This window comes from Methanobrevibacter thaueri, from assembly GCF_015062905.1.
Lineage (GTDB): Archaea > Methanobacteriota > Methanobacteria > Methanobacteriales > Methanobacteriaceae > Methanocatella > Methanocatella thaueri_A.
On the sequence record NZ_SUTK01000043.1, the window covers coordinates 1 to 12,942 of the forward strand.

Consider the following 12,942-nt stretch of genomic DNA (forward strand, 5'->3'; position numbering starts at 1 on the left):
TACAAAGACTATAAATAGAATCTGCGCATAAATTTCAGTAAATTTAGATGAAACAAACTCCCTGATGTTCATCACATCGTTGTTTAGTCTGGATAGAACAAGACCCTTTGAATTTTCCTGAATGAAACCTGAACCGACAGCATCAAGCTTATCAAATAATTTCATTCTTAAATTATAGGCCACTTTTTCGCCGGTAACTCCCATGATTCTCTTTGGAGGCAATTTGAAGAGATAGCCAACAGAATATAATACGAGCAACAAGGCAAGATTAATGTATATGGCAGGGTCATTAGTTGAATTCCAATTAGACGCCAATAAATCAACAGTCTTTCCTGCAACTTTAGGGGCATAAACCATACACAATGTGGATACAGTAAGTAAAATCAGGGATATTCTTACTTTGGTCTTATCTTCTTTTAATATTTCAGTGAATTTTTGGGAGATGGCCTTTCTTTCAGCCCATATACCCCTATCCTCTTGAGTAATATCCTCCTCGACAATTTCTATTCTTTTTGGATGGTCATCTGTGTTTTTGGATTCTATGGTTTTATCTTCCAGAGTCAAGACTTCCTCCAAACGCACAGAAGTGGCATATGCACGTGGCCATCTGTCAATTAATGCTGGAATATTGGTAAGGGTGGTGATGAAGTAGGCAACATATACTAGAATAATGAATGAATCGATTACACTGTCTGTTTCAAATCCTATGGTGTATCCGGAATTAACCATTGCCAATGTAATCAAGACAATAACATATAAACCCCACATTAATATTGGTCCGAGGTAATATTGACTTTTAATATATATGACATTCTTATCATAGGAGTTCTCACATGCCTTTTCAAATTCAGATTCATACTCCTGTTTTTTAAATGGGATCCTGTTGGCTATATCAGTGATTTTGGATAGGAACAACAGGTTTAGCTTTCCATATGTCTTTTTAGCCCTGAAAAATATTTCTACAATTTGTTTCATTCTCAAAATTACAATCAGGGAAAGAATGCTAACAAATGATAAGAAGAATATCGCATAAGTTCCGTCAATCAATGCTATTTCGTATAAAATTGCTATAAATGTAACCGGAATCAGCATTAACTGTTCGAGTATCATCACTATAAATCCCTGTTCTGAGGACATCCCTCTGGTTGACCTTGTAATTAACCCTGAAATTTTAAATTTAGCAATCTCCTCATCAGGCAGGTTCATAAGAATATGAAATATTTTCTCACGAACAGTATATGCTGCTTTTGAAGCCACTCTTGTTGTGAGAAAAGAAACGGCATAAAGGGCAATCATTGAAATGACTGTATACATTAACATGTATAATCCGGATTTGAAAAGCAAATCGGCGTTCTGCTCCTTGACTCCAGACAAAGCCACACCGAACAAATCAATTATTTCCATTTGAAAGAATGTCTGAAGGATTATTAACGCGAAAATAATCAATATTGTTTTCCATTGGAATTTTAATGCAACACTCAAAAACTTTTTCATGAACATAATCTAGTTTTTAAAATATAAATAGTTCATCATACAAAACATGAGAAGAAAATAAGTCATTATAGTAATATTAGTTGTACTAAATATAACTATTTTAATCGTGTTGATTGTTTCTCACCACATTCAGACAGGAATAATTGCCAATTAATTCATCCGACTGTTTTTTTAAGATTAAATTGACAGTAATATTAATAATTAATAATCAAATAAAGTTGGTTGCTTAGGTTCAATATAGCTAGGTTCATTGACTTCCGTTACAACATCACCCTCTTTTACCTCACCAATCAGCAATGGAGAATTAGGATCATGTAACTTTTGATTCCTTTTGACCAACTTCATGTTACTGTTGGCGTAACAATATCTGCATCCATGCATGCAAGTGTTATATAATCCAATATCCCTTCCCATTAAACAGTTGCATTCACGATTGTGGTATTTTCCTTTAGGGACTTTTAGATTATTTCCAATAGCCTTTTCCAGCACCTGCTGGGTCATGCATCCTGTTGAGTCAAAACCGAATTGGTCAAGCAATGTGCCTTCAACACAGGTTTTCATCTGAATGCCATACTCATCGGCAATACTTGCAAAATTCTCCCCAATGATTAACCGTTCCTCAGTTGTAACCTCATTGGCTTCTGGAAAATTCCTCAGGACCTTTTGATACAGATCAATGAAGCTGATTGTACAGTCGGAAGTGTATTCGTGCAGTTCAGATGCCATTTCCTCAAACTTTTCAATGTGAAAATCAAGATTGTACTTTTCAGTTATGAAGATTGGATCATATCTCCAGGACACGGCATTGATTCCTACAGTCTCAGACAATTCCTTAAATGTTTTTATAACCTTTCTATAATCGGGAACATTAACTTCTACATCTTTATCATAAGGATTTATCGTTGTAAACCAGAATTGCCTGTAATCGGAAAGCCTATCCAGATTCTTTACCAGAGGCTTCGGATTTTTAGAACAGAAACATATAACATCAACAGTCTTAGGATTGAAATTATACTTATAGATTTGATTGTTGTATGGGTTCTTGCTTAGAACAAAACCTTCCTCAATCCTGTTCAAGAACCATTTAGAATAAAAAGCTGGAATGTCTGTCCTTGTGCCCGTATTGAGTATCATAAAAAAAGAAAAAGTAAAAGAGATTTATAAATCTCTTCCGAAAATGTGTACAGCTGCAGTACCTCCGGTACCACCGATGTTGTGGGTCATACCGATTTCTGCACCGTCAACTTGACGTTTGCCGGCTTCTCCTCTGAGTTGCCATACGACTTCAGCAGCCTGAGCGATACCTGTAGCACCTAATGGGTGTCCACGTGCCTTAAGACCACCGGAAGTGTTGATTGGGAAGTCACCATCAATTTCGGTTTGTCCTTCTTCGATAGCTATTCCTCCTTTACCTTTTTCGGCAAATCCTAAATCTTCAACTGCTAAAAGTCCGTTGATTGAGAAACAGTCGTGAACTTCAGTCAAGTCAATGTCTTTTACGGTAACTCCTGCCATTTCATAAGCTTTTCTGGATGCAACTTTTGTAGATTCAATGGTAGTGATATCTTTTCTGTCATGTAATGTTAATGTTCCAGAAGCTTGTGCGGAAGCCTTTACATAAATTGGAGTGTCAGTGTACTTTTTAGCATCCTCTGCAGGCACCATTACGATTGCTGCTGCTCCGTCACTTACAGGGGAACAGTCAAGAAGTGTTAATGGGTCTGCAACCATTGTTGAGTTGATTACCTTATCAACTGTAACTTCAAATGGGAACTGTGCATTAGGGTTTTTGGATGCGTTCTTGTGGTTTACGACTGAAAACTGTGCCAGTTGTTCACGGGTGGTTCCATATTCATACATGTGTCTTTTTGCAATCATTGCATATAATGATGGGAAAGTTGCCCCTTGTTGAGCTTCCCATTCCTGATCTGATGCTGTGGCAATAGCTGGAGTAGCATCCACTACATCAGTCATCTTTTCAACACCTGCAGAAATTACAACATCATGGAAACCTGATGCAACTGCCATAATACCTTGCCTTAATGCCAGTCCTCCTGATGCACAAGCAGCTTCTACTCTTGTGGTTGGAATTGGATTAAGACCAACGTGATCGGAAATAAGCGCTGCAATGTGTTCCTGTTCTACAAATAGTCCAGAAGACATGTTTCCAACATACATTGCATCAATGTCGTCACCACCAATATCTGCATCTATTATAGCTTTTAAACCAGCTTCAGCAATTAAATCCCTAAATGAGGAATCCCATAATTCACCAAATTTTGTCTGTGAAACTCCGATAATCGCAACATCTCTCATATTCAAGCCCCCTTACATTTTAATTTTACCTTTGAATTTAGCATACACAGCATAATCAACATAGGTTTTTTGATCAATGATACTTTGTGTTTTTGGAGCTAATTCTCTTCTTTCTTCAATTTCATCTTTAACAGTTATTGTAAAACCGTCACTTCCAGCACCGGAACCATATGAAATAACGAAAATGTTATCTCCAGGTTCTGCCACATCTAAAATGTTAGATAATGCCAATGGTACGGCACCGGAGTAAGTGTTTCCAATGTTAGGAGTCAATAATCCTTGTTTGATTTGTTCGGATGTGAATCCTAATTTCTTACCAGCCCTCAAATAGAATTTACCGTTTGGCTGGTGGAAACATGCGTAATCGTAATCTTCAGGTTTTGAATCTGTTTCTTCAAACAGCATTTTTGCTGCGCTTAAAACATGCTTGAAGTAAGCAGGTTCACCTGTGAAACGTCCACCGTGAGATGGATAAGGCTGACCTTCCCTTCTGTAGAAGTCAGGAGTATCTGTTGTAAAACTGCATGTATGGTTGATGTCTGCTAATGTGTTTTCCTTACCTATGATGTAAGCTGCCCCTCCGGCAGATGCAGTGTATTCCAAAGCATCTCCAGGTGCACCCTGTGAGGTATCCGCACCAATAGCCAATCCATATTCAATCATGCCGGATTCAACTAATCCCATAGTCATTTGAATACCTGCTGTTCCTGCCTTACAGGCAAATTCCAAATCAGCTGCAGTTAATTTTGGAGTTGCGCAAACTGCTTCAGCAACAATGGAAGCAGTTGGTTTAACTGCATATGGATGTGATTCAGAACCAACATAAACAGCACCGATTTTTGACGGATCAATTTGAGCTCTTGCTAGAGCGTATCTAGCAGCAGTAACTGCAATAGTTGCAGTGTCTTCATCAGGAGAAGGTACGGACTTTTCATTAACGACCAATCCATTTGATAAAGCAACAGGGTCATCTCCCCATACTTTAGCGATTTCTTCTACCTTTATTCTATATGATGGCACATGTGCCCCATATCCTACTATTCCTACCATTAAATCACCTTAAATTATAATATTGAAATAAATTAAAAATCAATTTAATTATTAATATTTTATTCTTATTATTATATATAAGTAACTAAAAATAAAGCATTTTTAAACAAAAAAAGATTTTTTAAAAAAAATAGAAAAATCGAGATGCAGTCGCCGGGATTCGAACCCGGGTTGTAGGCTTGGAAGGCCCAAGTAATAACCAGACTATACCACGACTGCATATGTAAAAAGTGCGCCGTCCGGGACTTGAACCCGGGTCACTAACGTGGCAGGCTAGTATCTTAACCAGACTGGACTAACGGCGCATAAAAACTAACAACAAATAAACTTATGTTTTAATGTTATATAAAGTTTTCGTTGAAACATGAAAAAATAGAAAAAAATTAGATTTTTATTGCAGTAATGCAAATCCAATCATTTTCTTCATCGACAAAGGCCTTGAAATCCTTGAAACCTGTCTTTTCAAGGGATTCCCTTAAAACATCCTCTGAATATATTTTCATGTCCAGCAATTCAACCAGATCATCATATTTTTCCATTTCACCTTCCCTGTAGACGGCTTCGTTACAGAAAAATACCAGTCCGCCTTTCTTTAAAACCCTATTGACTTCCTTCAGGTCATTGATAAAGTCCGGCCAGAAGTAAATTGTTTCAAATCCGGTGACAATATCAAATGTCTCATCATAAAAAGGCATGTCGGAAACGGATCCCTGCAATACGTTGACAATTCCCGCATCTATTGCATCCCTGTTTAATTCTATGGATTTTTCAACGCTAACTTCAGAGTAGTCTATTCCAACGACTCTTCCCTCATCGGATATCTGTGAGGCAAACCTTTCTATGTTTCTTCCACCACCACAACCGATATCCAGGATTTTTGAGTCCTTTTGGATTTCAAAATGGGCCACTCCCCATTGAGCCATGCTTTCATGGGACTTGTTCATTCTGTCAAGAATCTGATGGCCCAGCTCGCCAACCGGCTTTCTTGCATTTTTAATTAACTCCTTATCTTCAATATGATGGCCAGTGTTTACCTTATCGTTATCGCTCATAATAATCACTTCCCCATTCCCTTACGGGTTTTAATCGCTTGTCCTGTCTTGAACTGTTTGATTTCACATGCTCCCAGAATTGCCTTTCCATAGGCCAGAAGCTGGTCCTGCTCATTTACAATCAAAACCTCATCATTGGAACGTATGTCGTCATCGCATTCAACTACAAACTTACAGAATACACTTTTTCCGTCAAGAGCAAATGGTTCTGAATCCTTGTTGACAACAACCCTGTTTTTAGGGTATGGCATTGCATTGTGAAGCCTCTTTGCACCTTCCTTTGAAAGAATCAAGTATGAATCAGATGCCCTCATATTTACAATCAGAACCTTTCCGTCATAGATGTGTCTGATTTTGCCTGTTTTCTTACTCTTTTCTATGTTAATGTTGCCTGAAAACAGAGCTTCGCCCGCTCCAGGACCAAACTGGTAATCAGCGATCGCCTTTACCTTCTTAACATCATCCTTTTTATACCTGATTTCATCCGAGGATATTGATTTGTTATACAGTCCGATTTCCAGGTTCTTGATGACCCTTGAATGGATTAGAACCTGTTCATAGTATTCAACAAATTCATTCAGGAAGTCCTCCAAAAATTCAATGCTGTCCACATCACGGGTTTTTGGAGCATCATTTTGACTTAACGGATACACTTCATCTATTTCCAATGGTATCAATCCGAAAGGTATGTCCAAAACCATGAAATCGGTATTTTCCAAATCTATTTCCTGTTCAGACCCATAGATATAGAATTCACCAAGCTTTCCTGATACGAATTTTGAGTATGGCTTTCTTGTTGGAGGCAATATCACCAGATCACGTTTTTTAGGCATTTCACGCAGCTTCTGCATATGCCTTAGGACTTCAGGTCTGCAAAGGGATTCTGAACCGGTGTAGAAGAATGCTGATTTCTTGCTTCTCGGTTCGTACTTTTCCAAATCCTGCGTATAGTTTCCAAGCTGCCTTTGGGCTTCCAGAAGTGCAGGATGTGCTCGGCATCTCTCTTCAACAAGTTCCATCAGGTTTCCGTCATAGATTGCCTGTCTGATTAATCTCAACTCTGCAAATGAAACGTGCAAGTTGTGTTGTGCAATCAAATCACGCCTTTGCTCTTTCGGCATTGCCCTTAAGTCATCCGGAGTGTATTTGGTACACACTTCACATGAGCATGGCATTTCCTGAAGGTTTTCCAGCTTGAATGTTCCTCTGGTTGAGAGGAGCCTGTCATCTTCCGCATATAGGATGTAAGCGGCTGAATCAAAAAGGTCGCATCCCATTGCAACGCACAAAGCGAATATCATAGGATGTCCAGCCCCCATCAGATGGCGCGGAACGGTGTCTGAAAGCTCCTTCATTGAATTCATTACAACATCGACAAGGTCCTTGTAATGGTATGATTCCATCAGAGGCACAACGGCACCTATCGGATACAAATCGGCATCGAGTTTAGATAATTCCCTTGCACACTCCCTTCTTAAATCCAGGAAGGTTGAACCCTGAACAACAGAATTCAAAAGCATTTCCATATTTTGCTCCTTTTTATATTCAATTGCTTCGCGAGCCCTTTCGAGAGTGATTTCCATGTCACTTTCAGCTTTTTCCCGGTCAACAAATGGGGCTGTCGGAATATCCAGGCTTGTTCCTATATCAGTTTTGATGAGTTCCTGAAATTCTATTACTTCCTTGTTTGTTATTTCCACATCCCCATAGACTGACAACTGAAAAGAGCCTGAATCAGTCATTATCGGCCCATCAAAGTTGATTAGCTTATGCAGACCTTCCTCCACGGCTTTTTTCTTCAGTTCTGGGTCTTTATAAATCAGATAAGCGTTAGTGATTACAATATCCGCACCGTATTTGCCTACGTCCAATGCCTGTTTTCGAGGATGAATAACCGGCATCAGTGCGGGGGTTTTCACATCACCGTGTTTGGTTTTTAAAACACCTACACGGCCTTTTCCATCTTTTGCTTTAATCTCAAACATTTACTTAACCTTTAAAAAATTCGTTAAAATAAGTTTTAAATTAGAAATTATATAAATTTTGCTCATAAAAGACCTTAAAAATGATTTGAGTTTGTAAAGAAATAGTTATCCTAAAAAATTGATTTGAAAATGAAAAAAAGAAAAATGGAGGTTAAGTTAAAACTTAACCAATTATGTGCTTTGCTTTACCATTTTCTTTTTGGGTTTTAAAGGGCGTTCTTTCGGGGTTTTAACAGATTTCTTATTAGTTTAGTGTTATTGAAATATCCCTATCGAGGAGATTTACTTTAAATGTCAGATTTTTAGCATGGGATATTCCATCCGTATTTAGATATAGTTCAATTCCTGTTTAAACAAACTTTGAAATTAGGCGTGTTCTTTAAATCCAATTAGGTGTGACAGATCATAACTTCCACAATGCGTGAAATAAATGAGTCTTGAATTTTTGAGGAAATGTTGTTTAAATTAGGAATTTCACTTTTTTATGATCTGGAGAAATGAATCATAAGGCATATCCTGTAAAGGAGATTTTTTTAAAGTGAAATGAAATCTATTAAGATTTCCATCAAAATATTTATCATCATCATGAAAACATGCATCTCGATAAATTATCAGGATTCCCCACCCTTTGTTCGTACAAAGTCCAATTTTCAATATATGTTACGACAACCCCAAAATATTGTAAAAAATTTTTTCAATAAATTTACTGAATAAGTACAATACTTGAGATTGACAGTTATTATTATGAAATAACTATTATATAAATGTTTTTATTCAAAAATAAGCAATAATATAATATTAATAAGAAAAATAAGCATTTTTATGCGAAAAATTAAATGGCTTAAAACGGCCCAAATCACCCAATTCAAATCCAGAATAAATGCATTTCAGTCCGATGTCCCGAGACCAAAGCATATCAAATAAGATTATACTAGCCTTAACTAGATTAAATATGGTTTAATAAACTTATTTTAAACAAAATATTACAAAATAATACTATTTTAATTAAAATATTAGAAATTTACCGTTTATTAAATGAAAAAAGAATGGAAAATAGAAAAGATTGTAGAAATTCCCAAACTCTAAACAAAGGAAAATCCACGAGTATTTTTTAAAATAAGTCAAAAATAATATAATTTAGATTTAAAAAGTTAGACCCAAAATGAATAGCAGCAAAACTTAAGAAAACAAATAAGTCCGATTTAAGTCTTGTTAATCAAAAATAACTCAAATAGAACTTTTTATCGAGAAATTCAAGTGCAGAATAGAATTTAATTTTAAAGCAAAAATAAGTTAAATGACGTCACTATTGAACTTAATTTTTTAAAAAAACCATTATAAACCACTCTAATTTTTAAAAATAAAATGAAATCGATGCGAAATAGCTATTTAGAACCATATACTTTAGAATCACAATACCTTCAAATTAACATTTCACAAAATTGTTTTATGCAAAATTCATCCAAATTGTTAAAAAATGACAAACAGCAATGCCGAAATCAAAAAAATGAAAGAAATAACATCAATTAAAGGTGATTAAACCTATAATTAATGCGAAATAGTAGAAATAGACTATTTTTATCAATTATTAAAAGTATTTCAATCACAACTTGTGGAAGTGACTTTTTAATAATCAAAATATTTAAAGTTTTAGCAACTAAAAATATACTTGATAAAATGAGTTATGAAAACAGCGCTAGAATAATCAACGACGATATTTTCGATTTGGTGAATGAAACTTTTAGTCAAGAAAAAAGTAGTCGAAATAATGAATGGAGGCTCAATTTTTTTGACACTTATAACAAATACTTTGTTTTAACAGACGATGGATCTTATTCTATCAACTCTAAAGAAATAAATCACAAAGTTGAAACGTTACATACATCTACAGGCGCAATAAGTGAGTCATTTGAAAAGTTTATCAAACCGATGAAATTCAATTATGATGAAGACATCGCCATTTTAGACATATGTGCAGGTCTGGGTTATAATTCATCAGCAGCACTATCAGACTTCATGAAAAATTCAACCGCAAACCTTACCATAGACATGGCCGAAATATCAAAGGCAACACTTGCCTGCGGACTTTTAGTGCCCTCACCAATTCCAGAACATGACATCACCAAAAAGGCAATTGAAGATGAACTGATAGCGCAGGACTATGCGACATTAAGTTTGGAAACAGCAAAAATTCCAGAAAACATCAATATCAATGTATTCATCGAAGATGCAAGGCAAACTGTTCAGAAGCTTGAGGACGATACCTATGATGCAATATTCCTTGATCCATTCAGTCAGAACATGGCTCCCGAATTATTCTCTGTTGAATTCTTCAAGGAGTTCAGACGCCTGATTAAGGATGATGGAATAATCGCAACATACACATCATCTGCACCTGTAAGGGCAGGTTTCATTGAAGCGGATTTTTATATAGGATTAGGTCCTATATTTGGAAGGATGCAGGGAGGAACCCTAGCCAGCCCAAATCCGGAAATGCTTGACTGGTCCCTGCCAAAAAATGATGAGATAAGAATAGCTCTTTCAGATGTTGGAATTCCATTTAGGGATCCTGGACTGAACAACTCCAGCGAATATATTTTAGATGAAAGAACTGAAGAAAGGCACAATGCTCGCCACAACACTAAAATATCATCAGCCGTCAAGACCCCAATATTTTTAGGTCAGGAAATGGACGATGAAAAACTGAAAAGGCGTGTTGAACGCAACCTCAGCAAAATGAATATTCCTTCAACAACTTCCGATGAGGCATATTATATCGTTGAAGTTGAAAATGACTACTCAGAAAAACAGGACTCTGAAAACAATTCAAGAAATAGAATTTTGAAAATGAAAAAAAGATTAAAAAAAGTTAAAAAATGAACTTATGGTTATCTCACATAAGTTCCACTTTTAAGTTTGTACGCAGCTTCTTTTGATGATTTTACAGGACCATAAACAACAGTCAGTTTCTTAGGATTGGAATAGATATGTTCCAAACCGAATACTGAGAAATCTGCATCACAGTGATCACAGAAAATCATACCCTCGGTACTTCCAGGTTCTCTTCGGCCGGTAGCAGGGAAAATACCCACTTCATCATATTCGTTTCCTGACCAGAATACATCCCAATACAAATCATGGCTACCACAATATGGACATGTTCTTTCAAATTCAGTCATGTACCATGTGTAACCGTATTTTGATTCTTCACCAGGTGCAGACGGCCTACCGATAGCCAATATAGTTTTTCCATCGGAGGAAACACCATACTTATCATAAGATACGGACATTTTGTCCTCTACAACAGAAATTTGATAAGTCGCCTTATATCCTGATTCCAAGTCTTCACATACAATACTGTATTTTCCAACAGGGAATTGGAAGTTCACATGTGCATAACCATTAGATGTGGTTTTGACAACCTTACTTACACCGTTGAGTGTAATTTTCACGTCAGTTTTCTTAGCGACTTGACCGTCCTGTTTATAAAGCCTCAAATAGAAAGAAGACTTTTGACCTGCAATGGCACCGATATTTTTTGCCTTAATAGGTGTCAATTTTATAGTCACTTTTGTCTTTATCTTATATCCAGTATACGGATCAACTGCTGTGAATTTATAGTTTCCTTTGTTTAGCTTAAATTTGACGGCTGCAACACCTTTTGAATTTGTTTTGATTTTTTTCTTAACACCATTTATATAAACTGTGACTTTGTTTTTTGCAGACAGCTTTTCATCCTTATATAAAGTTACTTTATATTTGTATGTTCTGCCTGAAAAGCCTGAAATCTTCTTAGCATATAAGGTAGGTGAAACTTTAACTGTGTTAGTTACCTTCTCACCAGTTACAGTATTGATTGAAACAATCTTATAGGTACCAGGAGCTGAATTGATTGCCAATTGAGCTTTACCTTTTTTATTGGTTTTCACTTTGTAGGTTTTTCCGTCATATTTAAACTTAATATATTTCTTAGCTAAAACCTTACCGTCAGTACCATAAAAAGTTGCAGTAAACTTTTTGCTGCTTTTATAATGTTTATCCAAGTTAGATGCAGTAACAGAATGCTTTACAACAATCTTATTAGATATGTTAGTTCCGTTTGGATGAACAGCATAAACCACATAATTTCCAACATTCAAATCCAGTTCCAACCTGGCCACACCTTTAGAATCAGTCTTTTTTGTGTAGGTCTTTCCATTTAAAATAAATTTAACATCAGTATTTTTCAATGGAGTACCATCTGAATTTAAAAATGTTGCAGTGTATTGGGTTGAACTTTTATAGGTTTTGGAAATATCATTTCCAGTAACAAGAGGCTGTGCATCAACTGCGCTTATTAATGAATTGCCATTACTTGCAGGCACTTCATAAGCTTCAGGGTTTGAATCAGCGGAAAGTGAAACATTACCTGCATCACTAGCCAATAGCAGTGCAGATTCATCACTAGATAAATTTCCCTGATTACTTGAATCACCATTATAATACATACTCACATCATCACCGGCCAATGAATCAACATTATTACCAACCGGATCAGTTGCGTTTTCGTTAGCGGATAAAACTCTCACATCACTCGATGGAGGTTCCTCATCCACTTCACCAGCAATGATGTCATCTGTTGAGTTTGAGTCAACTGCAGCAACTGCAGATACAGACAACATAAATACTAGTGTCATTAAAATTAAACTAATTTTCTTATTAAACATAACGTTAACTCCATTTAACATTTGTTCTCACATAACTATTAAAAGTTTAAGGTATAAAAAGCTTTTGATTTTTGAAAAAAGCTCAAATAGTTTTAATTTTAAATAAATAAGTCAAAAGATATTTATAATAGCTATAAAAAGGTTAAACTGATTGAAATTATTATCAAAAGGCTAAATCCATTTAAATTAAAAATATTTTAAAAAGATATTAATGAAACTTATCATTAAACAGCCAAATTTTTTAAAAATAGATAAAACAAAAATATACAAATTAAATCATTAAAATAAAGATTTAAATAAATAAATATTAAAAAAAAATAGATTTTAATAGCTTAAATA

8 protein-coding genes and 2 tRNA genes are annotated in these 12,942 nt (G+C 35.7%); 1 reads left to right on the plus strand and 9 read right to left on the minus strand.

From position 1 onward, the window contains the following. From E7Z79_RS07650 to tgtA, 8 genes are all read right to left on the minus strand, one after another. The coding region (locus E7Z79_RS07650; RefSeq protein ID WP_303739372.1) for an ABC transporter transmembrane domain-containing protein at positions 1 to 1,494 on the minus strand (1,494 nt) is incomplete at its 3' end. Positions 1,495 to 1,695: 201 nt separating this feature from the next. Beyond that, positions 1,696 to 2,628 carry a DUF1848 domain-containing protein gene (locus tag E7Z79_RS07655; protein ID WP_303739373.1) on the minus strand — a complete coding sequence of 311 codons (933 nt, stop codon included), beginning with the start codon at positions 2,626 to 2,628 and terminating at the stop codon, positions 1,696 to 1,698. 24 nt (positions 2,629 to 2,652) lie between these two features. Next, positions 2,653 to 3,810 carry a thiolase domain-containing protein gene (locus E7Z79_RS07660; RefSeq protein WP_303739374.1) on the minus strand — a complete coding sequence of 386 codons (1,158 nt, stop codon included), beginning with the start codon at positions 3,808 to 3,810 and terminating at the stop codon, positions 2,653 to 2,655. 12 nt (positions 3,811 to 3,822) lie between these two features. After that, positions 3,823 to 4,860: a hydroxymethylglutaryl-CoA synthase gene (locus E7Z79_RS07665; protein ID WP_303739375.1), complete on the minus strand. Its 1,038-nt coding sequence runs from the start codon at positions 4,858 to 4,860 to the stop codon at positions 3,823 to 3,825. A gap of 145 nt (positions 4,861 to 5,005) precedes the next feature. After that, positions 5,006 to 5,079: transfer RNA gene (locus E7Z79_RS07670), tRNA-Gly, on the minus strand. A 12-nt stretch (positions 5,080 to 5,091) separates the two neighbouring features. After that, positions 5,092 to 5,165: transfer RNA gene (locus tag E7Z79_RS07675), tRNA-Gly, on the minus strand. Positions 5,166 to 5,243: 78 nt separating this feature from the next. Further along, a complete protein-coding gene (locus tag E7Z79_RS07680) occupies positions 5,244 to 5,912 on the minus strand; it encodes a class I SAM-dependent methyltransferase (RefSeq protein WP_303739376.1) in 669 nt (222 codons plus the stop codon). A gap of 5 nt (positions 5,913 to 5,917) precedes the next feature. Next, positions 5,918 to 7,897, minus strand: coding sequence for a tRNA guanosine(15) transglycosylase TgtA (tgtA, locus tag E7Z79_RS07685; protein ID WP_303739377.1), 1,980 nt, complete (start codon positions 7,895 to 7,897; stop codon positions 5,918 to 5,920). A 1,677-nt stretch (positions 7,898 to 9,574) separates the two neighbouring features. On the opposite strand from tgtA, the gene E7Z79_RS07690 reads away from it, so the two are divergent. Beyond that, entirely contained in the window at positions 9,575 to 10,777 is a 1,203-nt protein-coding gene (locus tag E7Z79_RS07690) for an MnmC family methyltransferase (protein ID WP_303739378.1), read from the plus strand. Positions 10,778 to 10,785: 8 nt separating this feature from the next. Here the strand turns inward: E7Z79_RS07690 and E7Z79_RS07695 are convergent, their stop codons facing one another. Then, a complete protein-coding gene (locus tag E7Z79_RS07695; protein WP_303739379.1) occupies positions 10,786 to 12,573 on the minus strand; it encodes a hypothetical protein in 1,788 nt (595 codons plus the stop codon). Between the last annotated feature and the right edge of the window lie 369 nt (positions 12,574 to 12,942).

Bases quoted from the DNA above. Each gene is read 5' to 3' on its own strand.
- E7Z79_RS07655 (WP_303739373.1), bottom strand. From the start codon at position 2,628: ATGATACTCAATACGGGCACAAGGACAGACATTCCAGCTTTTTATTCT.
- E7Z79_RS07660 (WP_303739374.1), bottom strand. From the start codon at position 3,810: ATGAGAGATGTTGCGATTATCGGAGTTTCACAGACAAAATTTGGTGAA.
- E7Z79_RS07665 (WP_303739375.1), bottom strand. From the start codon at position 4,860: ATGGTAGGAATAGTAGGATATGGGGCACATGTGCCATCATATAGAATA.
- E7Z79_RS07680 (WP_303739376.1), bottom strand. From the start codon at position 5,912: ATGAGCGATAACGATAAGGTAAACACTGGCCATCATATTGAAGATAAG.
- tgtA (WP_303739377.1), bottom strand. From the start codon at position 7,897: ATGTTTGAGATTAAAGCAAAAGATGGAAAAGGCCGTGTAGGTGTTTTA.
- E7Z79_RS07690 (WP_303739378.1), top strand. From the start codon at position 9,575: ATGAGTTATGAAAACAGCGCTAGAATAATCAACGACGATATTTTCGAT.
- E7Z79_RS07695 (WP_303739379.1), bottom strand. From the start codon at position 12,573: ATGACACTAGTATTTATGTTGTCTGTATCTGCAGTTGCTGCAGTTGAC.